25 protein-coding genes and 1 pseudogene are annotated in these 26,656 nt (G+C 68.4%); 16 read left to right on the top strand and 10 right to left on the bottom strand.

The annotated features are described in order from the left end of the window. The first annotated feature begins 11 nt into the window (after positions 1-11). Positions 12-1,292, top strand: a complete 1,281-nt coding sequence (locus OG905_RS24505; protein ID WP_328682569.1) for a hypothetical protein — start codon at positions 12-14, stop codon at positions 1,290-1,292. A gap of 75 nt (positions 1,293-1,367) precedes the next feature. Here the strand turns inward: OG905_RS24505 and OG905_RS24510 are convergent, their stop codons facing one another. Further along, positions 1,368-2,876, bottom strand: coding sequence for a peptide MFS transporter (locus OG905_RS24510; protein WP_328677130.1), 1,509 nt, complete (start codon positions 2,874-2,876; stop codon positions 1,368-1,370). Positions 2,877-3,342: 466 nt separating this feature from the next. Between OG905_RS24510 and OG905_RS24515 the strand changes: the two genes are divergently transcribed. Then, a complete protein-coding gene (locus OG905_RS24515; RefSeq protein ID WP_328677132.1) occupies positions 3,343-4,020 on the top strand; it encodes a response regulator transcription factor in 678 nt (225 codons plus the stop codon). A gap of 277 nt (positions 4,021-4,297) precedes the next feature. Continuing rightward, complete coding sequence (locus OG905_RS24520) at positions 4,298-5,563, top strand: ATP-binding protein (RefSeq protein ID WP_328677134.1); 1,266 nt, start codon at positions 4,298-4,300, stop codon at positions 5,561-5,563. Between the two features lie 74 nt (positions 5,564-5,637). Here OG905_RS24520 and OG905_RS24525 read toward each other — a convergent pair whose 3' ends face one another. Then, a complete protein-coding gene (locus OG905_RS24525; RefSeq protein WP_328677136.1) occupies positions 5,638-6,147 on the bottom strand; it encodes a GtrA family protein in 510 nt (169 codons plus the stop codon). Between the two features lie 192 nt (positions 6,148-6,339). On the opposite strand from OG905_RS24525, the gene OG905_RS24530 reads away from it, so the two are divergent. From OG905_RS24530 to OG905_RS24545, 4 genes are all read left to right on the top strand, one after another. Next, positions 6,340-7,458, top strand: coding sequence for a 5-(carboxyamino)imidazole ribonucleotide synthase (locus OG905_RS24530; RefSeq protein ID WP_328682571.1), 1,119 nt, complete (start codon positions 6,340-6,342; stop codon positions 7,456-7,458). Continuing rightward, entirely contained in the window at positions 7,455-7,976 is a 522-nt protein-coding gene (purE, locus tag OG905_RS24535) for a 5-(carboxyamino)imidazole ribonucleotide mutase (RefSeq protein ID WP_266475849.1), read from the top strand. The genes OG905_RS24530 and purE overlap by 4 nt, the downstream gene beginning before the upstream one ends. 6 nt (positions 7,977-7,982) lie before the next feature. Then, a complete protein-coding gene (locus OG905_RS24540) occupies positions 7,983-9,179 on the top strand; it encodes a dipeptidase (protein ID WP_328677140.1) in 1,197 nt (398 codons plus the stop codon). 142 nt (positions 9,180-9,321) lie between these two features. Continuing rightward, on the top strand, positions 9,322-10,416 hold the full coding sequence (locus OG905_RS24545; RefSeq protein WP_328677141.1) for a membrane dipeptidase: 1,095 nt from the start codon (positions 9,322-9,324) through the stop codon (positions 10,414-10,416). 13 nt (positions 10,417-10,429) lie between these two features. Here OG905_RS24545 and OG905_RS24550 read toward each other — a convergent pair whose 3' ends face one another. After that, positions 10,430-10,792, bottom strand: coding sequence for a VOC family protein (locus tag OG905_RS24550; protein ID WP_328677143.1), 363 nt, complete (start codon positions 10,790-10,792; stop codon positions 10,430-10,432). An 88-nt stretch (positions 10,793-10,880) separates the two neighbouring features. Between OG905_RS24550 and OG905_RS24555 the strand changes: the two genes are divergently transcribed. Continuing rightward, complete coding sequence (locus tag OG905_RS24555) at positions 10,881-11,399, top strand: CGNR zinc finger domain-containing protein (protein ID WP_328677145.1); 519 nt, start codon at positions 10,881-10,883, stop codon at positions 11,397-11,399. A 219-nt stretch (positions 11,400-11,618) separates the two neighbouring features. Here the strand turns inward: OG905_RS24555 and OG905_RS24560 are convergent, their stop codons facing one another. After that, on the bottom strand, positions 11,619-12,962 hold the full coding sequence (locus OG905_RS24560; protein WP_328677147.1) for a UDP-glucose dehydrogenase family protein: 1,344 nt from the start codon (positions 12,960-12,962) through the stop codon (positions 11,619-11,621). A gap of 188 nt (positions 12,963-13,150) precedes the next feature. Between OG905_RS24560 and OG905_RS24565 the strand changes: the two genes are divergently transcribed. From OG905_RS24565 to OG905_RS24580, 4 genes are all read left to right on the top strand, one after another. Continuing rightward, positions 13,151-14,308, top strand: a complete 1,158-nt coding sequence (locus OG905_RS24565; RefSeq protein WP_328677149.1) for an acyl-CoA dehydrogenase family protein — start codon at positions 13,151-13,153, stop codon at positions 14,306-14,308. A 339-nt stretch (positions 14,309-14,647) separates the two neighbouring features. Further along, positions 14,648-15,127, top strand: coding sequence for a hypothetical protein (locus OG905_RS24570; protein WP_328677150.1), 480 nt, complete (start codon positions 14,648-14,650; stop codon positions 15,125-15,127). A 10-nt stretch (positions 15,128-15,137) separates the two neighbouring features. After that, positions 15,138-17,399 carry a hypothetical protein gene (locus tag OG905_RS24575; protein WP_328677151.1) on the top strand — a complete coding sequence of 754 codons (2,262 nt, stop codon included), beginning with the start codon at positions 15,138-15,140 and terminating at the stop codon, positions 17,397-17,399. Beyond that, a complete protein-coding gene (locus OG905_RS24580) occupies positions 17,399-18,043 on the top strand; it encodes a hypothetical protein (protein ID WP_328677152.1) in 645 nt (214 codons plus the stop codon). Before OG905_RS24575 ends, OG905_RS24580 begins: the two co-directional genes overlap by 1 nt. A 101-nt stretch (positions 18,044-18,144) precedes the next feature. On the opposite strand, the gene OG905_RS24585 is transcribed toward OG905_RS24580, so the two are convergent. Further along, on the bottom strand, positions 18,145-18,732 hold the full coding sequence (locus OG905_RS24585) for a Uma2 family endonuclease (protein ID WP_328677154.1): 588 nt from the start codon (positions 18,730-18,732) through the stop codon (positions 18,145-18,147). A 49-nt stretch (positions 18,733-18,781) separates the two neighbouring features. Further along, positions 18,782-19,246, bottom strand: a complete 465-nt coding sequence (locus OG905_RS24590) for a hypothetical protein (RefSeq protein ID WP_443044117.1) — start codon at positions 19,244-19,246, stop codon at positions 18,782-18,784. On the opposite strand from OG905_RS24590, the pseudogene OG905_RS24595 reads away from it, so the two are divergent. Both OG905_RS24595 and OG905_RS24600 read left to right on the top strand, forming a co-directional pair. Then, positions 19,202-19,488, top strand: a pseudogene (locus tag OG905_RS24595) (Scr1 family TA system antitoxin-like transcriptional regulator); the annotation flags it as partial. The gene OG905_RS24590 and the pseudogene OG905_RS24595 sit on opposite strands and share 45 nt — an antisense overlap. After that, a complete protein-coding gene (locus OG905_RS24600) occupies positions 19,489-19,692 on the top strand; it encodes a DUF397 domain-containing protein (RefSeq protein ID WP_328677156.1) in 204 nt (67 codons plus the stop codon). 149 nt (positions 19,693-19,841) lie between these two features. On the opposite strand, the gene OG905_RS24605 is transcribed toward OG905_RS24600, so the two are convergent. Further along, complete coding sequence (locus OG905_RS24605) at positions 19,842-20,150, bottom strand: antibiotic biosynthesis monooxygenase family protein (RefSeq protein ID WP_328677158.1); 309 nt, start codon at positions 20,148-20,150, stop codon at positions 19,842-19,844. A 152-nt stretch (positions 20,151-20,302) separates the two neighbouring features. Beyond that, positions 20,303-21,526: an LCP family protein gene (locus OG905_RS24610; RefSeq protein WP_328677160.1), complete on the bottom strand. Its 1,224-nt coding sequence runs from the start codon at positions 21,524-21,526 to the stop codon at positions 20,303-20,305. A 106-nt stretch (positions 21,527-21,632) separates the two neighbouring features. On the opposite strand from OG905_RS24610, the gene OG905_RS24615 reads away from it, so the two are divergent. Then, entirely contained in the window at positions 21,633-22,181 is a 549-nt protein-coding gene (locus tag OG905_RS24615; RefSeq protein ID WP_328677162.1) for an acyl-CoA thioesterase, read from the top strand. 63 nt (positions 22,182-22,244) lie between these two features. Here the strand turns inward: OG905_RS24615 and OG905_RS24620 are convergent, their stop codons facing one another. Continuing rightward, the gene (locus OG905_RS24620; RefSeq protein ID WP_443043981.1) at positions 22,245-23,690 is read right to left on the bottom strand and encodes an LCP family protein; all 1,446 of its coding nucleotides are present in this window, start codon (positions 23,688-23,690) and stop codon (positions 22,245-22,247) included. A gap of 126 nt (positions 23,691-23,816) precedes the next feature. Between OG905_RS24620 and OG905_RS24625 the strand changes: the two genes are divergently transcribed. Further along, complete coding sequence (locus OG905_RS24625) at positions 23,817-24,845, top strand: glycosyltransferase family 2 protein (RefSeq protein WP_328677164.1); 1,029 nt, start codon at positions 23,817-23,819, stop codon at positions 24,843-24,845. Positions 24,846-24,911: 66 nt separating this feature from the next. Here OG905_RS24625 and OG905_RS24630 read toward each other — a convergent pair whose 3' ends face one another. Continuing rightward, on the bottom strand, positions 24,912-26,651 hold the full coding sequence (locus tag OG905_RS24630; protein WP_328677166.1) for an LCP family protein: 1,740 nt from the start codon (positions 26,649-26,651) through the stop codon (positions 24,912-24,914). Positions 26,652-26,656 lie beyond the last annotated feature (5 nt).

The raw sequence follows: 26,656 nt of genomic DNA on the forward strand, positions 1-26,656 counted from the left end.
CGCAACGGAGGATGAGCGCGGCCGGGGTCGCGCTGATGCTCGGCGGCGCGGGGATCCTGCTGGCCGCAAGCCCCGCCCAGGCAGCCGAGGTCGCATACAAGACGGAGTGCATCCCACCGCCCATCTCGGGGCTGCCACCCGTGCAGGGCACCACGAAGGTGGAGATCACCGCGCCCGCCCAGGCGAAGGTCGGCGACGAGGTCGAAGTGGTGTGGAAGTTCGTCGAGGCGGCCTCGAAGAACCCCGACATCCTCGACCTGGAGAAGGACACGGTGAAGCCGACCGGCACGCTGAAGGCGGCCGGGGCGCAGACCGTGAACATCGCGATGGAGGGGCCGCGTTCGAACCCGCCGATTCCCAAGAACAGCCCGATGAAGCTGTCCGACATGAAGGGCAAGATCAAGCTGACCACGGCGGGCGAGGTCACGCTGACCCCGGACGCGTACAACATCAACGTCTCCAAGCCGATGTCGACCGACACCAAGTGCACGCCGAAGGAGACGGTCAAGGCGGCGGCGACGATCAAGGTGACGGACGGCGGGGGTAGTACGTCGGGCGGCACGACGAGCGGCGGGTCGACCTCGGGCGGCTCCACGTCGGGCGGCTCGACCTCCGGCGGGGGCGGCGGCCAGACCGACTTCCCCGGCAAGGAAGTCACCGTCACCTTCGAGTGCAAGTCGCCGGGACCGGCGGACATCAACTCCAAGGTGACCATCAACGCCAAGAAGAACGGCGGCAGTTACGACCTGGTCGTCAAGACGGCCAAGGGCGTCATGAACAGCCCGGCGGCACTCCCCGCAGGCGCGCTCAAGCCCTCCATGGCGGTCCTTCTCGGCGGCGCCGACAAGGGCACCGTCCCGGTCACCGGCCCCGCCAACAAGGATCCGCTGGAGCAGGGCAAGCCGGTGGACCTGCCCGACATGACCGGTACGTACAAGCCGGGCGCCGGCGGCAAGTCCACACTCAGCCCCGGCACCCTGACGATCGACGTCACCCTGGGCGGCCAGAAGATCGGCATCCCGTGCACGGTCAAGGGCAAGGCGGAAGCCTCACTCGTACTCGACACGTCGGCCCAGCCGGGCGGCGCGTCGGGCGGCTCCAGCAATGGCAGCGGCAGCTCGGGTGGGGGCACATCGAGCGGCGGCACGAGCACGAGCGGCGGCCTGGCCCAGACGGGCTCCGACAACGACGGCGCCCTGCGCGCCCTGGCCCTGGTCGCGGGCACGGTGATCCTGCTGGGCGGCGCGGTCTTCACGTTCACCCCGTGGCGCAGGCTGCGCGGGACGCGCTAGAACGACCCCGGCACGGCGAAGGGCCGCCGCACCGAACCCGGTGCGGCGGCCCCTGCTTTACGCGTACGAGCTACGTCAGCGGACGTCGCCCATCAGCGTCTTGACCTTCTTGCGGTACATGAAGACCGCGATACCGGCCGCGGCGGCGAGCAGCGCCTGCATGGCGATGATCGAGGTCCCGTTGAGGTCGACGCCCGCGAGGGAGAGCAGACCAGTGCTGCAGTCACCGGCGGTGACGGCGAGGAACCAGACACCCATCATCTGGCTGGCGTACTTCTGCGGTGCCATCTTCGTGGTGACCGAGAGGCCGACCGGGGACAGGCACAGCTCGGCGATGGTCTGGATCATGTAGATCGAGACCAGCCACATCGGGCTGACCTTGCCGTCTTCGGCCATGCCCATCGGCACGATGAAGACGAAGAACGAGGCGCCCACGACGACCAGGCCCATCGCGAACTTCACGATGGTGCTGGGCTCCTGGTTCTTACGGGCCAGCCACAGCCACAGCCAGGCGAAGACCGGGGCCAGCGCCATGACGAACAGCGGATTCAGCGACTGGTACCAGGTGGCCGAGAAGTCGAAGCCGAACAAGGTGCCCGAAGTCTTGCTGTCCGCGAACAGCGACAGGGTGGAGCCACCCTGGTCGTAGATCATCCAGAAGACTGCGGCCGCGACGAAGAACCAGATGTAGCCGCTCATCTTCGACTGCTCGGCGGTGCTGAGGTCCTTGTCGCGCTTGATGCGGACCAGCACGGCAATCGGGATGATCAGGCCCGCCAGAGTCAGCGGGACGAGGGCCCAGTTCAGCGTGTACGCACCCAGGGCAACAACAGCGCCGTAGAAGACGGCGATGACGGCGACGACGGCGACGACCTTGGTGAGAACAGCCCTGCGCTCATCGGCGGACAGCGGGTTCGGGACGATGCTGCTCTTCTCGCTCAGGTGGCGCGTACCGATCAGCAGTTGGGCCAGGCCCAGCGCCATGCCTACGGCGGCGAGAGCGAATCCGAGGTGCCAGTTGTGCTCCTTGCCGACCGTGCCGATGACGAGCGGGGCGGCGAAGGCACCGAGGTTGATGCCCATGTAGAAGATCGTGAAGCCACCGTCACGGCGCGGGTCGTCCGGACCGTCGTAGAGGTGACCCACCATCGTGGAGATGTTGGCCTTCAGCAGACCGGAGCCGACGGCAACGAGCACGAGACCGGCGAAGAACATCGCCTGGCCGGGGATGGCCAGCGACAGGTGGCCCGCCATGATCACGAAGCCGGCGATGGTGACGGTCTTGCGAGCGCCCCATACGCGGTCACCGAACCAGCCGCCCGGCATGGCCATCAGGTAGACCATCGAGACGTAGACGGAGTAGATCGCCGTGGCCGTGGCCGCGGTCATCGCGAGGCCGCCGCCCTGGCTGCCGGTTGCCGCGTCGGCACCACCGGAGACCAGGTAGTACACGAGAAGGGCGCGCATGCCGTAGTAGGAGAAGCGCTCCCACATCTCGGTCATGAAGAGTGTGGCCAGGCCGCGGGGGTGGCCGATGAAGGTCTTCTCGGAGACAACCGAGTCCTTCGTCAGGCTGGACGCCATGGGTCGGATCCTTGCTAGCTCGGGACGCGGCGCTTCGTGAGCGTGACGCGCCCGGTGGGGGGCGGCCGGCACCGGCAAGGGAGATGTCCCACCCCACGCCTTTGGGGCTCACTCCGCGCAAGGCGAAGACGGGGACAGTCCGCACCGGGATCCACGCCCCGCGCGCTGTGTCGCGCTCGGGGCCCGGCCCACAGGTCATTCACTGTCTCGAGGCCGGCAACCCAACCTCGCGCAGCAAAGAGACCCTTGACCGGTGTCGCAGGCCAAAGGTCCCGTGTCGTGCTACAGGCGTCACGCCACCATACGACACGACACTGCGGCATATGGAAGGACTTGAGAGATGGATCACAGGCATTCCTGGAACCAGGTGCCCTGAATCGAAGGTCGTAATCATGATCGCATCCTTAACCCCCAGGCCTTGCCGATCACGCAACGACGCGTACGCAACGCGGACTACCATCACCCCATGACCCGTGTACTGCTCGCCGAGGACGACGCTTCCATCTCGGAGCCGCTGGCCCGTGCCCTGCGCCGGGAGGGTTACGAGGTCGAGGTCCGCGAGGACGGCCCGACGGCGCTGGACGCCGGACTGGCAGGCGGTGTCGACCTCGTCGTGCTCGACCTGGGGCTGCCCGGCATGGACGGCCTGGAGGTCGCGAGACGACTGCGCGCCGAGGGCCACACCGTGCCGATCCTGGTGCTTACGGCCCGCGCGGACGAGGTGGACACCGTGGTCGGCCTGGACGCCGGCGCGGACGACTACGTCACCAAACCGTTCCGCCTCGCCGAACTGCTCGCCCGGGTCCGGGCCCTGCTGCGCCGCGGCGCCTCTGAACCCTTGCCCGCGCCGGCGACGCACGGCGTGCGGATCGACGTCGAGTCGCACCGCGCCTGGATGGGCGACGAGGAACTGCAGCTCACGGCGAAGGAGTTCGACCTGCTGCGCGTCCTGGTCCGGGACGCGGGCCGGGTGGTCACGCGCGACCAGCTGATGCGCGAGGTCTGGGACACGACGTGGTGGTCCTCGACGAAGACGCTGGACATGCACATCTCCTGGCTGCGCAAGAAACTGGGCGACGACGCGGCGAACCCGAGGTACATCGCGACGGTGCGGGGTGTGGGTTTCCGCTTCGAAAAGAGCTGAGCCCCCCGGGACGGCGGTAGGGGCGAACCCCGGCGCTCACACCGTTCCGGTGGGGACCCTGTCCCGGCCGGCCCTCCGGGTTCGCCCGCGAAGCCACCCACCGGGCAGCAACAACCAACGCCCCCTGGCCCACGGCATCCACGACCGCTGGAAACGCCGCGACCGCGAGGAGTCGAGCCCGTAGGGGACCCGGAGCCCGAGCAGGACGCAGACCCGCACCCCGCGACCCGCACAAAGCCGACCCGCACCGACCGAACGGACCCCGCCGGAGGCGATCATGCGACGACGACTCATCACCTCAACCCTCGCCGTCGTCCTCGTCGTCATCGCCGTCTTCGGTGTCTCCCTCGTCCTCGTCGAGACCCGCACCATCTCCAGCAGCGCCCAGGAAAGCGTCGACTCCGAGGCCCTCCGCCTCATCAGCATCGTCGACAGCCGGCTCATCGGCGGTGAGCCCGTCAACCCCGACATCCTCGCCGAGCAGAGCGGCGCCAAGCGGTACGCCGTCATCACGATCCCCGGCCGCGAGCCGATCGAGATCGGCAAGCGCCCCACCGGCAGCGTCATCCGTGGGGTCGCGCACGGTGAGCGCAAGGAGAGCGTCACCGTCGAGGAGTCCCGCTCGTCCGTGACGCGCGAGGTCGGGCGGACGCTGTTGATCATCGCCGGGGTCGCGCTGCTCGCCGTCGTCGCCGCCGTGCTGCTCGCCGTACGCCAGGCGAACCGCCTCGGCTCCCCGCTCACCGATCTCGCCGAGACCGCCGAGCGCCTCGGCTCCGGCGACCCGCGCCCCCGGCACAAGCGCTACGGCGTCCCCGAGCTCGACCGCGTCGCGGACGTCCTCGACTCCAGTGCCGAGCGCATCGCGCGCATGCTCACCGCCGAGCGCCGGCTCGCCGCGGACGCCTCGCATCAGCTCCGTACGCCCCTGACCGCGCTCTCCATGCGGCTGGAGGAGATCACCCTCACCGACGACCCGGACACGGTGAAGGAGGAGGCGAGCATCGCGCTCGCGCAGGTGGAGCGGCTCACCGACGTCGTGGACCGGCTGCTCACGAACTCCCGCGACCCCCGCACCGGCTCCGCCGTCGTCTTCGACCTCGACGAGGTGGTCAAGCAGCAGCTGGAGGAGTGGCGCCCGGCCTACCGCAGTGCGGGCCGCGCCATCGTGTGCTCGGGAAAGCAGGGCATGCGGGCCGTCGGCACCCCGGGCGCGGTCGCCCAGGTGCTCGCCGCACTGATCGAGAACTCACTCATGCACGGCGGCGGAACGGTCGCGCTACGTACCCGTGTCACCGGAAACCAGGCCGTGGTCGAGGTGACCGACGAGGGCCCGGGCGTCCCGGCCGACCTCGGCGCGCGGATCTTCGAGCGGACCATCAGCGGCCGCAATTCCACCGGCATCGGACTGGCCGTGGCGCGCGATCTGGCGGAGGCGGACGGTGGCCGGCTGGAGCTGCTCCAGCAGCATCCGCCGGTCTTCGCGCTGTTCCTGAGCCGGGTGGCGCGCAGCCGCAAGAACGACCCGCCCACGGTCCGCTGAAGCGGACGGCTCAGAGCCCGATATTCGGACGCTCAGCCCAGGACGCTCAGCCCAGGACGCTCAGAGCCCGACGCTCAGCGCCCGACGCGGTCCGGCTCCGGCCGCCGCTGCCCCAGGAACGATTCCGCCGTGTGCACGGCCTCGCGTGCGGGCAGCGCCCGGAAGACCCAGGTGCGGTAGGACCAGAAGCGGAACAGCGTCGCGAGGCCGATGCCGAGGAACTTGAAGATGTTGCTCTGCAGCGGGCTGTCCCAGTCGAAGCCGTACGTCGCCGCGTACAAGATGCCGTTCTCGACCACCAGGCCGACCACGCTGAACAGCAGAAAGAGCGTGAGCTCCTTGGTGCGCCCGCTCTTGTCGCGGTCCCGGTAGGTGAAGTAGCGAAAGCCCACGTAGTTGAAGGCGATCGCGACGACGGTCGCCAGAATCGACGCCCGCACCACGGGGATCCCGGTGGTGTGGCGTACGAGGTTGAAGACGGCGAGGTTGACGAGCAGCCCCGCACCGCCCACCGCTCCGAACTTGGCGACTTCGCGGGAGAGCTGATCGAGCTGCCCGCGCAGCGCACTGCCTCGTTCACTCATAGTGAGAGTCCAGCCCCATCGTTTCGGCAGCGTCAACGCAGCCATGCTAACCACCCGCTCTCGCCCCCGCCCGGGGACGTACGTAACCATGTGGCGAGGCTGTGACAAGCCCGACCCCGGCCGGACGCCGCGGGCGGCAGGGTCCGCCGGGGCGGCGGATACCCTAAGAGGGTGACGTTCCCGGTAGTCGGCATGGTCGGCGGCGGCCAGCTCGCCCGTATGACCCACGAGGCGGGCATCCCCCTCGGCATCAGATTCAAGCTTCTCAGTGACACCCCGCAGGACTCCGCGGCCCAGGTGGTCAGCGATGTCGTCATCGGCGACTATCGCGACCTGGACACGCTGCGTGAGTTCGCGCGGGAGTGCGACGTGCTCACGTTCGATCATGAGCATGTCCCGATCGAGCACCTGCGCGCCCTGGAGGCGGACGGCATCCCCGTCCGCCCGGGGCCCGACGCCCTGGTGCACGCGCAGGACAAGGGCGTGATGCGCGCGAAGCTCGACGAGCTCGGCGCGCCCTGCCCGCGCCACCGCATCGTCACCGACCCCGCCGATGTGACGGCCTTCGCCGAGGAGGGCGACGGCTTCCCCGTCATCCTCAAGACCGTGCGGGGCGGCTACGACGGCAAGGGCGTCTGGTTCGTGCGTACGCAGGCCGACGCCGAGGCCCCTTTCAAGGCGGGCGTCCCCGTCCTCGCCGAGGAGAAGGTCGACTTCACCCGCGAGCTGGCGGCGAACATCGTCCGCTCCCCGCACGGCCAGGCCGTCGCCTATCCCGTGGTCGAGTCCCGGCAGGTCGACGGCGTCTGCGACACGGTGATCGCACCCGCGCCCGGCCTGGACCCGGAGCTGGCGGGCCAGGCACAGGAGCTCGCCCTGCGGATCGCCGACGCGCTCGGCGTCGTCGGCCATCTCGCGGTCGAGCTGTTCGAGACGACCGACGGCCGCATCCTGGTCAACGAGCTCGCGATGCGCCCGCACAACTCCGGCCACTGGACCCAGGACGGCGCGATCACCTCGCAGTTCGCCAACCATGTCCGCGCGGTGCTCGACCTGCCGCTGGGCGACCCGCGCCCGCGGGCCAGGTGGACCGTGATGGCCAACGTCCTCGGCGGCGACTACCCGGACATGTACCAGGCGTATCTGCACTGCATGGCCCGCGATCCGCAGCTGAAGATCCATATGTATGGCAAGGACGTCAAGCCCGGCCGCAAGGTGGGTCACGTCAACACCTACGGCGACAATCTGGACGACGCGCTGGAGCGCGCCCGTCACGCAGCCGGCTATCTCAGAGGAACGATCAACGAATGAGCCCTGTCGTTGGCATTGTCATGGGGTCCGACTCCGACTGGCCCGTCATGGAGGCCGCCGCGCAGGCCCTGGACGAGTTCGAGATCGAGTACGAGGTCGACGTCGTCTCCGCGCACCGGATGCCGCGCGAAATGATCGCGTACGGAGAGCAGGCCGCCGACCGCGGCCTCAAGGCGATCATCGCGGGCGCCGGGGGAGCGGCCCACCTTCCGGGCATGCTCGCCTCCGTCACCCCGCTCCCGGTGATCGGCGTCCCCGTACCGCTGAAGTACCTCGACGGCATGGACTCGCTGCTGTCGATCGTGCAGATGCCCGCGGGTGTGCCCGTCGCCACGGTCTCGGTCGCCGGTGCCCGTAACGCCGGCCTGCTCGCCGCCCGGATCCTGGCCACGCACGACGATGAACTCCTCGCCCGTATGCGGGAGTTCCAGCAGGAGCTGAACGACCAGGCGACCGAGAAGGGCAAGCGGCTGCGCACCAAGGTCGCAGGTGCGGATTCCTTCGGCTTCGGGAAGTAACAGCGAATGGAATCCCCCACGGACCACCTGAGCCAGGCGCGCGAGCTGCTCGCGTCCCACCCGGTCGTCGACGGCCACAACGACCTGCCCTGGGCGCTGCGCCAGCACGTCCGCTACGACCTGAACCGCATGGACATCGCCGGTGACCGGACCGGCGAGCTGCACACCGACATCCCGCGACTGCGCAAGGGCGGCGTCGGCGCGCAGTTCTGGTCCGTCTACGTACGCAGCGACATGGCCGGCGACGACGCGGTCAGCGCGACCCTGGAGCAGATCGACGGGGTGCGCCAGCTGCTCGAGCGCTATCCGGCGGACCTCGCCGCCGCGCTGAGCGCGGACGACATCGAGAAGGTGCGCGGCGAGGGCCGTATCGCCTCCCTCATGGGCGCCGAGGGCGGCCACTCCATCAACAACTCCCTGGCCACGCTGCGGGCGTTGTACGCCCTGGGCGTGCGCTACATGACCCTGACCCACAACGACAACATCGCGTGGGCGGACTCGGCGACCGACGAGGTCGGCGTCGGCGGCCTGTCGGCCTTCGGCCACGAGGTCGTGCGGGAGATGAACCGCATCGGCATGCTCGTCGACCTCTCGCACGTCGCCCCCTCGACGATGCGCGACGCGCTCGGCACCTCGGTCGCACCCGTCGTCTTCTCGCACTCATCGGCCCGGGCGATCTGCGACCACGTCCGCAACATCCCCGACGACGTGCTGGAGCGGCTGCCCGCGAACGGCGGCGTCGCGATGGCCACGTTCGTGCCCAAGTTCATCCTGCCCGCGGCGGTCGACTGGACCCGTGCCGCCGACGAGAACATGGAGGCGCACGGCCTGCACCCCTTGGACACCACGCCTGGGGCGATGAAGGTCCACGCCGCGTTCGAGGCGGCGAACCCGCGGCCGATGGCGACCGTCGCGACCGTCGCCGACCACCTGGACCACATGCGCGAGGTGGCCGGCGTCGACCACATCGGCATCGGCGGCGACTTCGACGGGACGGCCTTCACGCCGGCCGGTCTCGAGGATGTCGCGGGCTATCCGAACCTGATAGCGGAGCTGCTCGGCCGCGGCTGGTCCGCCTCGGACCTCGCCAAGCTGACCTGGCAGAACGCGGTGCGCACGCTGCGCGCGGCGGAGGATGTCGCCCGCGGCCTCCAGGCGGAGCGCGGTCCCTCGAACGCGACGATCGAGCAGCTCGACGGCTGAGGCGGGCCGACGGGGGTACGGGCCGTATGCGGGACACGCCCCGGATGCGGCCCGTACCCCCGAACGCACCACCTGCCGTGAAGCCTCGCCGCTCCCGTGCCACGGTTGATCCACGGCACCGCCGTCGACGCTCGGAGCACCCATGGCAGATCTGCAGGACGACCCCCCGGCCGAGTCCATAGCCGTCGGCAACCTCGACGATGTGGCGCCGCCGCGCAGAGAGCCGCCCACCGAGCCCGCCGACCCGCCCGCCACAAGCCCGGCCGCCGGAAGCCTGGAGCGCGCACGCGAACTCCTCGCCGCGCACCCGATAGCCGACGGCTGCAGCGGGCTCGGCCTGGCGCTGCGGGAGATCCCCTCGTACGACATCGAGGACGGCGAGCGCATGCTGGAGACGGACATCCCGCGGCTGCGGGACGGCGGGGTGGGCGCGCAGTTCTGGTCCCTGCAGGTGCGCGGCGAGCCCACGGGGGACCGTGCGGTGACGGCGACGCTGGAACAACTCGACCTGGTCCGCGCCCTGGTGGCCGAGTGCCCCGAGGGCCTGCGCCTGGCCGTGAGCGCCGGCGACCTGGCCGACGCACGCAACTGCGGCCGCATAGCCGCCCTGCTCGGCCCGGTGGCGGGCCCGGCCCTCGGCGATTCGCTCGCCACACTGCGCGCGTATCACGCCCTCGGCGTCCGCAGCGTCACCCTCGCGGGCACCCGCTGGACACAGCGCACCGGACTGACCCCCTTCGGCCAGGAGGTCGTCCGTGAGATGAACCGCCTGGGCGTCCTCGTCGACCTCTCCGGATGCACGCTGGAAACGATGCGCCGCACTCTCGTCGTGGCCAAGGCCCCGGTCGTCATCTCGCACCACCCGGAGCCGGTCCCGGACGACGTGCTGCGCCAGCTGCGCGCCAACTGCGGTGTGTGCATGGTCGCCTGCACGGGCGCCTCGATCCGCGAGACGGCGGACCGCCTCGACCACGTCCGCGAGACGGCGGGCCCGCAGTCGGTGGCCCTGACCGGCGCCTACGACACGGGCTCCCCGCACGCCCCCGGCCTGGCGGATGTGTCCTGCTTCCCGCGCCTGATCGCCGAACTCCTGGACCGTGACTGGCCGGAGCCCGATATCGACGCCCTGACCTGGACGAACGTATCGAGGGTGCTCAGGGACGCGGAATTCGTCTCCCGCGCGATCCAGGCGCGCCGGCCCCCGTCGACGGCGAGACCGACACCGCAGGACGGCTGAGCCACGCGTGCGCTCAGCAGGCGCAGAGGCAGAACGGGTGCCCGGCCGGGTCGGCATACACGCGATACGAGCGTGTCCGGTCATCCACGTCCAGCGCCGTCGCGCCCAGCGCCAGTACGTCCTTCTCCGCCGCGTCCAGATCGTCCACCGTCAGGTCCAGATGGAACTGCTGCGAGGCGTCCGGCGCGGGCCACTTCGGTGGTACGAAACCGGGCGAGACCTGGAACGACAGCGGCGTTCCGGCGGCTCCCCCGAGGGACACCCAGCCGTCGCCGTCGTCCTCGATCTCACCGCCGAGCACGCCTGCGTAGAAACGGCCGAGTGCGACGGGGTCGGGACAGTCCAGCACGACGGTCCCCAGGGTGGCGATGGGCATGACTCCTCCTCGGGTCAGAGTTACCGTTGAAATGGCTCAACCGGTAACGGTTACTTCATGCTCCCGCATCGGAGGTAACGTCGCAACCATGAATGAGAGGGAAACCGCGCCCGGAGGCCTCGCTCTGGTCGAGGCCTTGGTGAACACGCTCGATGTCGAGACCGGCACCGACTCCCTCGACACGGAGGACGGCCGCGCCGTCTTCGGTCTCGCCGAACAGGACGTGCCGCCCGCGCGCGAACTGCGTGAGGCCCTGCGCGCCGCGTGCCTCGCGCACGCGGGCCACCGGTCGGACCGTTCGCCCGCCGCGCTCGACGAACTGCTGGCCGGGGCGCCGCTGTACGTCACCGTCGCGGACGACGGCACCGCCGCACTCCGCCCGGCGGACCCGGACGCGCTCGTCTCCCGCATCGCCGAGGCGCTCGCCGCGGCGTCCGCCGACGGGACATGGGCGCGGCTGAAGGCGTGCGAGGCTGAGGACTGCCGATGGGCGTATTACGACCGCAGCCCGGGCGGCCGACGCCGCTGGTGCTCGATGTCGGTCTGCGGCGCCCGCGCCAAGATGCGCACGTACCGGGCCAGGGGCAAGGCCTCTTCCCGGGGCTGAACATCAGCCCGCCGGCGGCGCTGGATTTGCCCGGGCGGCCCTGAAGATCCGGACGGGCGGAATGTCCAGCCCGTCCGGCGTTTGAGGACATGCGGCCGAAGGTCGCATACGGGGTCCGGGGCGGAGCCCCTGTTCGTGCCCGACGCCCGAGCGCGGGGACTGGGGGCTTGCCCACAGTTCGGGAAGGGGCGGGTAGGGGAATAGCCCCCCGGCCGAGCCCTACGCCCGCGGCCGGCCCATCGCCCGATACGTCCAGCCCGCCTCGCGCCACTTCACCGGGTCCAGCGCATTCCGCCCGTCCAGGACGATCCGGCTCGTCGTGACCTGGCCCAGCGCCGCCGGGTCCAGTTCGCGGAACTCGCGCCACTCCGTCAGGTGCAGCACCACATCCGCCCCCCGGACCGTCTCCAGCGCCGTGTCCGCGTACCCGAGGGTCGGGAACAGCCGGCGCGCGTTGTCCATGCCCTTGGGGTCGTACACCGTGACCTGACCGCCCTGCAGATGGATCTGCCCGGCGACATTCAGCGCGGGCGAGTCCCGCACATCGTCCGAGTCGGGCTTGAACGTCGCCCCGAGCACGGCCACCCGCTTGCCCAGGAACGATCCGCCGCCCACGGCCTCCCGCGCAAGCTCCACCATGTGGCCGCGGCGCCGCATGTTGATCGAGTCGACCTCGCGCAGGAAGGTCAGCGCCTGGTCGGCGCCCAGCTCACCGGCGCGGGCCATGAACGCGCGGATGTCCTTCGGCAGACAGCCACCGCCGAAGCCGATGCCCGCGCGCAGGAATTTGGAGCCGATGCGCTCGTCGTATCCGATGGCCTCGGCGAGCTTCACGACATCGCCGTCGGCGGCCTCGCACACCTCGGCCATCGCGTTGATGAAGGAAATCTTCGTCGCGAGGAACGAATTCGCGGAGGTCTTCACCAGCTCGGCGGTCGGGAAGTCCGTCACCACGAACGGCGAGCCCTCGCCGACCGGCGTCGCGTACACCTCCCGCAGCAGCTTCTCCGCCCGCTCGCTCTCCACACCCACCACGATCCGGTCGGGGTGCAGCGTGTCCTGGACGGCGAAGCCCTCGCGCAGGAACTCGGGGTTCCACGCCAGCTCGGCGTCCGCGCCCACCGGGGCCAGTTCGGTGAGCAGAGCCGCCAGCCGGGCCGCGCTGCCGACCGGGACGGTCGACTTGCCGACGACCAGGGCGGGCCGCTTCAGCTGCGGCGCGAGCGAGGCGAAGGCGCGGTCGACGTACGACATGTCGCAGGCGTACTCCCCGTGCTTCTGCGGGGTGTTCACGCAGACGAAGTGGACGTCGCCGAACTCCCCGATCTCCTCCCAGGAGGTCGTGAAGCGCAGCCGCCCGCTCGATCCCTCGATCCCGGCGACATGCCTGGCAAGCAGCTCCTCCAGCCCCGGCTCGTACATGGGGACCTTGCCCGCGGAGAGCATCTCGATCTTCTCGGGCACGACATCGAGTCCGAGGACCTCGAAGCCCAGTTCAGCCATGGCCGCGGCGTGGGTGGCGCCGAGATATCCGGTGCCGATCACGGTGATCTTGAGGGCCATGCGGTGCTCCAGTGAATCGCGGGCTGGGAATGCCTGCCCGAGCATAGCCGCGCCCCCCACCGGGGTCGCGAGCCCGCCGAGCAGAGCCCTTTACCGCTGTCGCCAAGGTCACGTATGCCTTGGGGCTCCTGGACCTTTAAAATTAGGTTACTTAACGGTAGTTAGCGTTCCCTGGGGAGTGAGAGACAGTGGCCGGATCGGCTGATTTCGACCTGTACCGCCCGTCCGAAGAGCACGACATGCTCCGTGACGCCATCCGCTCGCTCGCCGAGGCGAAGATCGCTCCGTTCGCGGCGGAGGTCGACGAAGAGGCCCGCTTCCCGCAGGAGGCGCTGGACGCGCTCGTCTCCGCCGACCTGCACGCCGTCCACGTCCCGGAGGAGTATGGCGGCGCCGGTGCCGACGCCCTCGCGACCGTGATCGTCATCGAAGAGGTCGCGCGCGTCTGTGCCTCCTCCTCTCTTATCCCGGCCGTGAACAAGCTCGGCTCGCTGCCGGTGATCCTTTCCGGCTCCGAGGACCTGAAGAAGAAGTACCTGGGCCCGCTCGCCAACGGCGACGGGATGTTCTCGTACTGCCTCTCCGAGCCGGACGCGGGCTCCGACGCGGCGGGCATGAAGACGAAGGCCGTCCGCGACGGCGACTTCTGGGTGCTCAACGGTGTGAAGCGCTGGATCACCAACGCCGGCGTCTCCGAGTACTACACGGTGATGGCCGTCACCGACCTGGAGAAGCGCTCCAAGGGCATCTCGGCCTTCGTCGTCGAGAAGTCCGACGAGGGCGTCTCCTTCGGCGCCCCGGAGAAGAAGCTCGGCATCAAGGGCTCCCCGACCCGCGAGGTCTACCTCGACAACGTCCGTATCCCCGCGGACCGCATGATCGGCGCGGAGGGCACCGGCTTCGCCACCGCGATGAAGACCCTGGACCACACCCGCATCACGATCGCGGCCCAGGCTCTCGGCATCGCCCAGGGCGCGCTGGACTACGCCAAGGGGTACGTCCAGGAGCGCAAGCAGTTCGGCAAGCCGATCGCGGACTTCCAGGGCGTGCAGTTCATGCTCGCCGACATGGCCATGAAGCTCGAGGCCGCCCGCCAGCTCACCTACTCCGCGGCCGCCAAGTCGGAGCGCGGCGACGGGGACCTGACCTTCTTCGGCGCCGCGGCCAAGTGCTTCGCCTCCGACGTCGCGATGGAGGTCACGACCGACGCGGTCCAGCTGCTCGGCGGCTACGGCTACACGCGCGACTACCCGGTCGAGCGCATGATGCGCGACGCCAAGATCACCCAGATCTACGAGGGCACGAACCAGGTCCAGCGGATCGTCATGGCCCGCAACCTGCCGTAGCAGGGTTTTTTGCAGGTCAGAGCCCCTGTGGCGAAATCCTGGGTACTGAAACGCCTCTGAGCTGCACAAACACGACGGCCCCCGGCATGACGCCGGGGGCCTTTGTTGTGACCTTGCTCAGGCCACCTTTGTTCGTTCTGTGGGGTCGTCCGCGCGTGTGCATCCTGCGAAGGCGGAGCGAGCCTTTGGCGCAGACAGGGTTGATGGTTTTGAAGTGCTGATGTGATGCGCACGCGAACACGAGTGGCCGTACGACTCAGTTGGTACGTTGAGACGGGACTTTGCCGTCCCCTGAGCGGATGCATAGGGGCGATGGGACAACGGGGAAGGTATCCATCCATGGCATGGGACGAATGGGAGCAGCTCAAGTCCGAGGCAGCCGACAGACACACCACTCAGATGCGGCTCAATCAACTGCCGGCGGACCCTGGTGGAGGCGGCGGCGGACAACCCGATTTCGTGGCAAATCAGGATGATTTGGGTGCCGTCGGTCACGAAGCCTTTATCCTGCATGATCTCCTCGGCAAGCAGGCGGACATCGCCGGCGCAGGAATGGACAAGCAGGGCGCCGGATCAACCATGCAGGCCGCCGGCGAGCTCAAGAATCACAACTTCACCTTTGGCTTCGCTCTGGAGACAACAGTGTCGGTGTGGGACACCCAGTTGAAATCGCTGCTGCAGGCGTGCGCCCACATCTCCAACCACCTCGACTATTCCAAGGCGTTGCACGCCAAGGACGATGCTCAAGTCGCGATTTCGCTCCACAACCGTGACGGCTCCGCCGTGCCCGCGTCAGAGCTCAACAAGTACTTCACCTGAGGGGGCAGCGGTGGACAGCCTCACATTTACGGATGTGGCCCAGGTCGACCTCGGCAAGCTTGGTGCAGCCGTTTCGGACTGGAAGAAGACCGTCGACAATCTGGAAAAACTGGCCAAGAGCGCCAGTTCCGGCATGGTGGCGAAATCGGAATCAGCCCGCTGGGCCGGGGACAACGCGGGCGTGACTCGGGCCTTCGTCAAGAAGACAGCGAAGGAATTCACCGACGCCCACGCTGAGGCGCACAGCATCTGGCAGCTCCTCGAAGACGCGCATGAACTTCTCGCGATCCAGAAGAGCATGAAGACCGCGATCGAGGTGGACGCTCCCAACATGGGCGTCAGGATCGAGGACATCGGCGGCGGTGCGGTGCGCTGGTTCTTCCCTCATGTGCGGGGTGACAGTGACGAGCACACGCAGGAGCAGCGCGACAGCGCCCAGGCACTGGCCGACCGCGTAGCCGGTTATGTGTCTCACGCCATGGAGATCGATGCCTCCATGACCCGCGCGCTCGGCAGAACCAACAGCCACGGCCTCAACGACTTCAGTGCGGACAACTACGAATCGCTGGACGATGCCGAGACGGCCCGGGCACTGGAACTGGCCAAGCTCGGCCCGAAGATGACCGACAAGCAGTACGCCGAGTTCAACAGCATCATGAAGTACAACACCAAGGATCCCGAGTTCGCGGATGCGTTCTACAAGGGGTTGGGAGGGCCGAAGCAAGCTCTGGAGTTCTTCGGTCACATGTCAATCGACAGCGCTGAACACCATGTGGGCGACAAGACACGCCTGGGCTTGACGCAGGACCTCCAGCGCAACATGGGCCTCACTCTGGCAACTGCAACCAACCCGGATGGCAACCCCGGTTACCTCAAGGATTGGGGAGCGGAGTTCCGCAGGCTGGGCACCCAAAAGATCCAACTCGAGGCACTCGCCCCAGGCACCAACTCGCCTCCGTACGGATACCAATTGCTCGGCGGTATCTTGCGGTACGGGAACTACGACCCGGAGTTCCTCAACCCTATTGCCGAGCACGTAACGCAAATGCAGAAAAAGGATCCAGCAATGTTCGCCGACGCCAAGGGCGTATACGGCGAGAACTTGTACAACCCGTCAGGGAAGGATGGCGCCGGCTACGACCCGGTGGTGAGCGTCCTGGAGGCCCTCGGCCACAGCCCAGAGGCATCGAAGGAGTTCTTCACCTCGGACCCGACGGCTTACAACGACGACGGGACAGTTAAGGCCGGAGCTCCGGACCTCGGTAAGAGCACCAATTACCTGGACTACTTCACCGACAAGGACTACGCGGGATTCCCAGGTGATCTCAATCCCCCCCAGAATCACAACCCGGCTGCGTTCCCCAAGGCCGCGACGGATTACCTGCCTGACGCACTCGGGCACGCCCTGGAGTCTGCGACCATTGGCCTCCCCTATGGCAGCGATGGTCAGGCGCCGCCTCACTCGGCCGAGAGTGCTCAGCTCGTTCACGACATCATCGACAAGTTCGGCAGCGACCCTGGTCTCGTCGACAAGCTCCCGATGAGCGACAGCCTCGGCAACATCACGGCGGAATATATGCGGGATGTTCAGGACGGGTTGAGCGACGGCTCAATCGCCACGCACGGCAGCAACGCGAATCTGGCCTACGATCCCAAAAACCCTGACTCTCTCGGCTCTGCCGACCTGAAGAACTTCCTGGGAGCAGTGGGCAAGGACCCCGACGCCTATGGCGTCATCGTAACCGCGCAGCAGGCTGTCAGCACTGATCTCATCAATGAGACCATCGCGGACCGGAGTCGCCATCCGGAACTGGCCGTTGCCGTGAACAATCAAGTCGCCCCTGGTGCTGAGATCGCCGGGATCATGGCCGAGTCTCGAACTCAGGCCGTTTACGACGACAAGATTGCAGACGACGCGAAGTTCAATGAGGGCGTCGCAACCGCAGACAAGTGGGCAGGCCGCGCCATCGGCATGGGGGTGGGGAAAATCCCCATCGCCGGCGACGCGGTCGGCTGGGTTGTCGAAGACATCCAGGAATCGGTCGTCGAGCATTACACCCGCGACTCCAGCTCTGCGGCAACAGTGGAGAGAGACGAGTTCCTGGAACAGCAACGAGCGAGCTCAGCGAGTGCAATTCACGACGAGACGTACACAGCGGCGATCCAGGCGGGAGTCGACCCGACGTATGCGGAAGATTTGGCTAATTCTGCCAGCAACCAAGCCCGAGAAAATTATGGCCTGGGTCGACAGCGAGAAGCAGGGACGGGCTGATGGCAGCGAGTAAGTTCCCAAAAGCGAGAAGGCTGAAGACTTGGGGAATCTTCGTCGCTTTGGTAGTTCTTGTATGTGGAGGATTGGCTCTCTGGAAATTCTGGCCCTCGACGGAACCCTCGGTCGCCATTCCAGGGCGCGTATGCAAGGGGAAGCTCCCCGGCCCCATCATCGCGGACCTACTACCCAAGAAGGGTGCCGCCTTCAAAGAGTCAGTGGGTGCCGATTTTGAGACACCCGAGCGCGGCACCATTCCAGAATGTCGACTCTACGCCGGTGGCCAGGGGGTCAGTATTCGCTATAACCATCTCGGCGACAGCGGCCTTGGAATCGCAAAGGAGTGGCGGGCCAAGAACGAGCAGACCGCCAACCAATCCGGCTTCTCTCCCATCCGTCTCGGCAAAGCAAGTGGGTACGCGGGACCGCAAGGTGCAGGGCTGATCATCGACTGCCCGGGGCCAACAGACAAGGCAGCCATTCTGCTCGTCGATGTCGAATATTTGCGATCTCCCAATGGGGGCAATGCGGACACTCGTGCGAAATTTGCGACGCTGGCGGCGGAGGTATCGCGAGTCACGGCTCAGGACATTGTGAAATGCGCAGGAGCCGAGGATCTTCCGGATGGGTCTCCGAGGGTTGGCTGAGCGAAGCGTGGACAGGCGTCACCGGGCGGTATTGAACGCGTGGGGCTCGTCGCTGGACGAGTGAGGTCCGTACGCCGACGGTCCCGGCGCCGGGCGACGGGCTATGCGTACCGGGGGAGGTCCCCGGTCGGGATGGTCCAGTCGCCGATGGTGACGTCCTCGCCGTACACGAACTCCTTGCGTGTGGCGTAGCGAGGACCCGCCGGGGTGGAGTGGATGTCGCAGAGCACCGCTCCCGAGCCGGTGCGCGGATCGAAGACCGCGTAGACCGGGACGCCGAGGAGGGGGTAGTCCCGCATCTTGCCCACCCAGTCGTTGTCCGGGTTCGACCGTGAGACGACCTCGATGGCAGCGAGGAGCGTGCGGGGATCGAAGGAACCCTCGCCCTCCATGTCGGACTCGGCGATCACCATCACTTCGGGGTGCCGCATGATGCCCTCGGGCGGGTGCTCCACGTCCGGGGTGCCGGTATGGGCCACCAGTTCGTCCGGCAGGACCTTTTCGAGGCGCTTGCGTACCCGCAGCACGGTGAGTTCGTGCGGTCGGGCGGGCGACATCATGTCGTGGACGATCCCTTCCTTGGTGATCTCGAACTTGCCGGGAAGGGTGTCGTCCATCGACGACACGAACTCGCGCATGACCTGGTACTGGCGGGCGTCGTGCTGCGCGTCGTCCGGGGCGATGGTCATGGTGCTCGCTCCTCGTCGTCCGTACCCGGCAGGGGTCGTCCCCTTCATGCTAGGCGGCCTCGGCGAGGTCGGTTCTGCAGTCGCGACACCGGCCTGGTTCCGGGCCGCGGAAGGCGTGGTCGCACCGGTCGCAGTTCTGGAGCGGGTCGCGGGGTCTCGCAGGCGTGGGTGCGGCGGGTAGCGGGGGCGGGAGGAGCGCGGTGAGCCGGTGAGCGAGGAAGCCTGCGGGCTGTTTCAGGTGGTCGGGCAGGTCGGTGGTGAGCGCTCGGCGTACGGCGTCGGGGTGGGCGTCCCGTTCGAGCCAGGCGGCGACGGCGGGGGTCAGGCGGCGGACGTCGTGCCCGCCCAGGAGAAGCCGGGGCTCGTCGCGGCGCAGGCCGGCGAGGAGGTCGGTGGCCGCGCGGTGGCGCTCCAGGTCGTGGGTCTGCGGCTGGGGGAGCGGAGGGCGTGGGCGCGCGGGCGGCGGTGGCGGCGGCAGCTCGAACGTCTGCTTGAACTCAGTGCGTTGAGGCATGTCGAGATTCAGGTGATGCCGACGGAGACCGAGGAGCACGCGGGTCTCGGTGGTTCGCACCAGGTGCTTAGCTGAACGACGGCACGACTGTGGCGCACAACAAGGTGCAGCTCACCAGTCGGCTGATCTCCGAGCCCAAGGAGGTCCAGATCCTTGAGATGCGTTACGGCCTGATCAGGGCGCAGGCGCTGACGCCTCGGCTGTCGCGGACCTTCATCGAGAAACTGTTGGGAGAGACATGAGTGTCAAGCCCCCCCGCTGGAGCCCCTTCCGGGCTGACGTGGGTCAAGAGCAGCTACAGCACTGCCGACGGCCCGGAGTGCGTCGAGATCGCCACGGCCGTCGACGCCGTCCACGTTCGGGACTCGAAGAGCGTTCCCGGCCCGCAGCTTGGCTTCACGCCCGGCGCGTGGACGGACTTCGTGGCGTACGCGTCCGAGCGCTGACCCCCGAGAAGCGCGCCCCGAGCCCGGTTGATCCGGGTATCGGGGCGCAGTGCTGTCAGAAGAAGCTGATCTGGTCCTCGTCAGAGGGTCGGCTGTCCCTCCGTTGGTGAGTGACGGCGGACAGGGAAGGGCCCGCCGGCTCCTCGCCCTCAGATCACCACGGCCGACTCGTAGTTGCCGGCATGCATCTGCGAGCAGAGGGCCCGGCAGCCTCCGAAGTGTTCGGCGAACTCGGGCTTGTTCTTCCACGCGTTGAGGGAGTCGACGTCCCGCCACGCTGCAAACGAGACGAAGTGATCCGGGTCATTCAGATCATGGATGAGCCGAGCCGACACGAAGCCCTCGTTCGCTTCCCTGGTCCAGGTCAGAAACCCGGTCCATCGCTCGATGAACTCCTCGGCCTTGCCCTCGGCCACATGCCAGCTCCCCGAGGCCCAGTACTTGGTCTCCTCAACCATGCGCGCGCCCCTCGTTCCTTGATCGCTGTGCTCGTCAGCCTAGGGCCGGCCCCTCGGGTGCGCGATCTCAGCGCCGCCGGCCGGATGAGGCACGACAAAGGCTCCGGACCAGTGAGGTCCGGAGCCTTCGGCCGGGCGCGCTGCCCGGTGCGTCAGCGGTCCGAGGTGACCGTGACCTTCTCGTCGTTCTTCAGCTGCTCGACGAGCTGCTTCACCTTGGCCTTGTCCCAGACCAGGTTGCCGCCCGTGCTGCCCGAGATCGGCATGTTCATCGACTTGCCCTCGCCGCCCGTGACGCCCTTCATCGCGAAGAACATCTGGCCCAGCGACCACAGGGACATGTCCTTGTCCACGATCAGCGTGTCCAGGCCCGCGCCCACCGTCGGATAGAACTTGAACGGGTTGAGGATCGTGCCCGGCGTCGCCGTCTGGCTGGCCAGGGCCGCGAGGAACTTCTGCTGGTTCTTCGTACGGTCCAGGTCGCTGTTCGCGAAGGCGTACCGCGTCCGTACGAACGCCAGCGACTGCTCGCCGTCCAGCGTCTGCTTGCCCGCCTGGAAGTCCGCGCCCGAGTTCTTGTCCTTGAAGGCCTTCGGGATGTCGATCTCGACGCCGCCGATCGCGTCCACGATGTTCGCGAAGCCCGCGAAGCCGATCTCGACGTAGTGGTCGATGTGCAGGCCGGTGTTGTGCTCAACGGTGCGGACGAGCAGTTCGGGGCCGTCCTCCGCGTAGGCCGCGTTCAGCTTGGTGTGGCGGCCCTTCGCAGGGAAGAGCTTGCCGGACTGGGAGCCCTTGAACGAGGGGATCTCCACGTCCGAGTCGCGCGGCAGCGAGACCAGCGTCGGGCCGTTGGAGCCGTCGTGCAGGATCATCATCGAGTCGGTCCGCTTGCCCTCGGCCGAGCCCGTGTGGAGCTTCTTCTTCTCCTCGTCCGACATGCCCTCACGGCTGTCGGAGCCCACGATCAGATAATTCGTGCCCTCGCCCCCGCCCGGGCGCTCGATGACCTTCGAGAGGTCGACCTCGCGCTTGAGCTTGGAGTCGGCCCAGAAGTACGTGCCTATGGACACCGCGAGCAGCAGGACGACCAGCGTCAGCGAACCGATCTTGAGCCGTCGGCGCCAGTCGGGGCCGGTGTGCGGCGGGTAGCTCTGCGGGGGTCCGCCGTTGCCGCCGCCACCGTTGCCTCCGCCCTGGCCTCCGTAGACCTGGCCCGTGTTGTAGCCGCTGTCGTAGGGGGTGTCGTAACCGTCGTCGTACCCCTGCGACTGCTGCTGCGGGACCGGTCGTCGCTGCACATGGCGCATCACGCGAGCGCCTTCGGGCTGGGAGCCCTGGCTGCCGCGTCCGTATCCATCGGGCCAATCGTTCATGCGGACCAGTGTGCAGGCCGGGGCTGCCGCCTCACAGGGGGGGTGGGAAATAGGGCCAGGGCTGTTGCCAAGCTGATGCAATGCGGCCCGACATATGGTGGGGGGCATGACAGATCTGGCCCAGCGCCCGGAATCAGAGATTCCGGGTAAGCCCACCTCGGCGTCCCGTACCACCTTGAGTCACATCATGACCGGCAGTGACACCAACCTTCTCGGCACGGTGCACGGCGGCGTGATCATGAAGCTGGTGGACGACGCGGCGGGCGCGGTCGCGGGCCGCCACTCGGGCGGGCCCGCGGTCACGGCCTCCATGGACGAGATGGTCTTTCTGGAGCCGGTGCGCGTCGGGGATCTGGTTCATGTGAAGGCCCAGGTCAACTGGACCGGGCGGTCCTCGATGGAGGTCGGCGTACGGGTGCTTGCCGAGCGCTGGAACGAGTCGACCCCCGCCGCACAGGTCGGCAGCGCCTATCTCGTCTTCGCCGCGGTCGACGGGGACGGCAAGCCGCGTCCCGTACCGGCGGTGATCCCCGAGACCGAGCGGGACCAGCGGCGCTATCAGGAGGCGCAGATCCGGCGCACGCACCGGCTGGCACGGCGCCGCGCGATCAAGGAGCTGCGCGAGAAGCGCGCGTCGGAGGGCCTGGGCGACTGACGACGAATGACCGGGGCGGAGCCCCGGACCCCGGCGGGGTTCACTATGCGCGGGTTCGCCCGGTTACGGGCAGACCACCTGGTCTCCCGTCACCGCGCCGAACTCGCCCTGGTGCTTGTCCTCCGCCCGGACCGGTGTCACACCCTTGTAGTCCGTCCCGGCCGTCACCTTCAGCGTCGGGCCCTGGCCCCTCACCTTGAGCAGTTCGCAGCCCGGCAGAGCCGCCGCCAGCGACTTCGCCGAGCGGTCCCAGCGTGGGTCGTATCTCACATACGTGCGCCGCACCTCCGCGCCGGCCCGGTTCAGCGGCGTGCGCGTCGTGTTGAAGCCCGTGGCCCTCAGCGCATCGTCGAGCCCCCGACCCATGCCGTCCGTCCGCGTCCCGTTGTAGACCTGCACCCGGATCTGCTGCGGGGCCACGTCGACCATCGTCGCCTTCGGCCCCGCCGGCCGGTGCGGCGCCAGCGGTTTGTCCTCGCGCATCATCTGGAAGAGCTTCTTCGACTTCGCCTCGTCCCACTTCACCGTGGAGCCGATGCCCTTGACGTGGTAGCCGCCGCGGACCGGCACGGACGTGAACTCCGACGAGGCCGCCGTGAAGCCCCGCATCGCCCTGCCCAGCGCGAGCAGGTCCTCCGTCCCGAAGCCCTGGTCGGCCCGGACGGAGCCGAGCATCATCGAGCTGACCTGACGGAACTTCGCCGGGTTCAGCAGCACTCCGCTGCTGGTCGCCTGGTTGATGAGCGCCGCGAGAAAGCGCTGCTGGCGCTGCATCCGGCCCAGGTCGCCCGCCCCTTCGACATGGCGCGAGCGCACGTACTGCAGCGCCTGCCCGCCGTTCAGCCTGTGCGTGCCGGCCGCGAGATCAAGACCGGTGTACGTGTCCTTCAGCGGCCGGGCCGTGCAGACCTCGACCCCGCCGAGTGCGTCCACCGTCTTCATGAAGCTGGTGAAGTCGACCTCCAGATAGTGGTCGATCTTCACCTTGGTCATCTTCTCGACGGTCCGCACGGTCAGGCTCGGCCCGCCCTCGGCGTAGGCCGCGTTCAGCTTCAGCGGGTGCGCCCCGTGGCGCTTGCCCGTCGTCCGGTCGACGTGCGCGGGGATCTCCGCGTAACTGTCCCGTGGCAGGCTCACCACACTCGCCCGCTCCCGCTCCCGCGAGATGTGGACCAGCATGATCGTGTCGGTGCAGCGGCAGGGCGCGCCGCCGAGCCGGTACTTCCGCTTCTCCGCCCGTGTGATCTTGTCGCGGCCGTCGGTGCCGACGAGCAGGAGATTCATGCCGTGGCCCGGCTCGGGCCGGTTCTTCATGTCCTTGAAGGGGTCCACCCTGGCGATACCGGTGTCCAGGCTGGTCACCACCGCGTGCCCGATGCCGCCCACCCCGAGCACCAGGACGGAGAGCGACGTCCCCACCCGCATGCCCCAGCGCGGCCGCGCGACCGGCCGTCCGGTCCTGGACTGGGCACTCGGCCGGGGACGGCGGGAGCGGGGCGGCGTGGGCACCGGGGGACACCTCCGCGAGCGACAGGGGGGAATCCCGCACACCGTAGGCCGATACGATCTGCGACCACCGGCACCGACCCGGCCGCCGCGCGTCCGTGTCCCCCATTCGCGGTAACGTGGCGACCGATGAACGCCACACCCGCCGCCACGCCCCCCGTCTCCGTGATCATGCCGGTCCTCAATGAGGAGCGGCATCTGCGTAACTCGGTCCGTCACATCCTCGAGCAGGAGTACGACGGCGAGATGGAGGTGGTGATCGCGCTCGGGCCCTCGACGGACCGTACCGACGAGATCGCCGCCGAGCTCGTATCGGAAGACCCCAGGGTCCACACGGTGCCGAACCCGACCGGCCGCACCCCCGCCGCCCTGAACGCTGCCATCAAGGCGTCGCGCCACCCGATCGTGGTACGCGTCGACGGCCACGGCATGCTGTCGGCGAACTACATCGCCACCGCAGTGCGCCTCCTCGAAGAGACCGGCGCGCAGAACGTCGGCGGCATCATGCACGCCGAGGGCGAGAACGACTGGGAGCACGCCGTCGCCGCCGCGATGACGTCGAAGGTCGGCGTGGGCAATGCCTCCTTCCACACCGGCGGCGAGGCGGGCGCGGCCGAAACCGTGTATCTGGGTGTCTTCCGCCGCGAGGCGCTGGAGCAGCAGGGCGGCTACAACGAGGAGTTCATCCGCGCCCAGGACTGGGAGCTGAACTTCCGCATCCGTGAGGCGGGCGGCCTGATCTGGTTCTCGCCGGAGCTCAAGGTCCAGTACCGCCCGCGGCCCTCCGTCAAGGCGCTCGCCAAGCAGTACAAGGACTACGGCCGCTGGCGGCATGTCGTCGCCCGCTACCACCAGGGCTCCATCAATCTGCGCTACCTCGCGCCGCCGACCGCCCTGTGCGCGGTCGCCGCGGGCATCGTCGTCGGCGCGGCCCTCACGCCCCTCGGCTTCGTCGTCCCGGCCGGCTACCTCGCGGGGATAGCCGCCGGGTCGGTCCCCGCGGGCAAGGGCCTGCCGCTCAAGGCGCGCCTGCAGATCCCTGTGGCGCTCGCCACCATGCACATGTCGTGGGGTTACGGCTTCCTGACCAGTCCGCGCGCGCTGGCCAAGAAGGTCATCGCCAGCCGCCGCCCGGCCGTGCTGACCTCGTCCGCCTGAACCGCGTACGTATAAGAGGAGAAGGGCCCGGGCGATCGCCCGGGCCCTTCTCTTGGCGAGTACGGCCTACCAGGTGAAGCCGTCCTGCACCGCCATGCACTCCTTGTCGTTGGCGCCGTTCAGCGGCCGCGCCGACGTCGGCGTCTTGTTGTCGTCCTTCGGCGCCGTCTTCGGGTAGGTCTCACCCTGGCGCCAGTCCGCGCCCACGATCAGGGTGATGCCGGTGACGTCCGTCGACTTCTTCACCGAAGTCAGGGGGATCCCGAGGGACTTGGCGACCGCCTGGGCATCGCCCTCGAGTTCGGCGTTGGAATACCGGATGACCGTCTTCGCCTGCGGATTGGTCGTGGCGTCGGCCTGGGCCCGGGTGAAGCCCTTGCCCTGAAGGATCCCGGCGACCGCCGTCGCCCTGCCCTTCGCGGCGAACTGACCGTCGCCCGAAGTGCCGTTCTGCACCATCACCGCGATCTCGCCGGGCGCCGCTGCCGGGTCCTTGGAGGCGGCCGGGGTAGTGGCCAGCTTCTTCTTCGGCGCCTTGCCGTCCAGCGGGATGTCCTCGCGGACCATCCGGAACAGCTGGTCCGCGTCGCCCGGCTGGGGCTCGACCTTGCCGCTGAAGCCCGGCCGCTGGGTGTAGAAGTTCGGCATGGTCGTCATGGTGATCCGGTCGGTCGGGACGCTCTTGAGCTCCTCGCCCAGGTCGTAGAGCTCCTTGACCGAGCCGATGCCCTTGTCGACGGTGAGCGCGCCGATCGCGGCCTCGGCGAGGTTGCGCAGCTTGGCCGGGTCGGTGAGCTTGGTGTTCTTGCGCAGCTCACGGACCATCGAGTTCATGTACATGTGCTGGGCGTGCGTACGGGCGAGGTCGGTGCCGTCCTCGAAGCCGTACCGCGTCCGCAGCCACTGGAGGGCCTGCTCGCCCTTGACCGGGTGGGTGCCCGCCTCCAGCTTGAGGCCGGAGCCCTGGCCCGTGCGGTTGCGCGAGTAGACGTTCTTCTCGACACAGACCGGGACGCCGCCGATGGCGTCGGCCATGGAGACGACACCGGCGAAGTCGATCATCATGAAGTGGTCGATGGTGATGCCGGTGAGTTCGTACCAGGTGGCCACCGTGCAGCCGGGCCCGCCGCGGCCGAGCGACTCGTTCGTCAGCGTCCAGCCGGTCGCCGCGTATGTCTTGCCGGTGTCGGGGTCCTTGCACTCGGGCATCTTGACCACGGTGTCGCGCGGCATGCTGATCACCGAGATGTTGCTGCGGTCCGCCGAGACGTGCAGCAGCATCTGCACATCCGCGAGCGGTGTCCCGCCGAAGGTGTCCTTGGCGCCGCCGAGCTCCTGGTTCTTCTTGGAGTCCCGCGCGTCCGAGCCGATCAGCAGGATGTTCAACGGCGTCTGGCCCGCCGCGTTCGCCTGGTGCTCGCGCATCTTGTCGCCGAGCGTCAGGTCGTCCTTCTTGAGCTTGCTGTTGAGGTGCTCGTAATAGAGGTATCCGGCGCCGGCAGTGCCAAGTATCAGCAGCGACAGCACGGACGCGACCCAGCGCAGTACGCGGCGCTTGCCGCGTTTCCCGCGGCGCGGGCCGCCGTGCCGGTGACCTGAGCCCGGATCGTCGCCGGAGCCCTCCGCGGTCGCGCCATCCCCCGCCTCGGCGTCCTGCTCGTCGGACCGGGCCTGACGGCCGATCCGGGTGCGGCGGCCCTTGCCGGCCGCGCCCCGCTCTCCGTACAGGCTGTCGTCCCAGCCCAGGTCACGGGCGTGCGGGACGCGGTCCCGCGTCCCCTCCCCCTGCACGCTTTTCTGTCCCACCCCGG

The sequence above is a fragment of the Streptomyces sp. NBC_00322 genome (assembly GCF_036147535.1).
GTDB lineage: Bacteria > Actinomycetota > Actinomycetes > Streptomycetales > Streptomycetaceae > Streptomyces.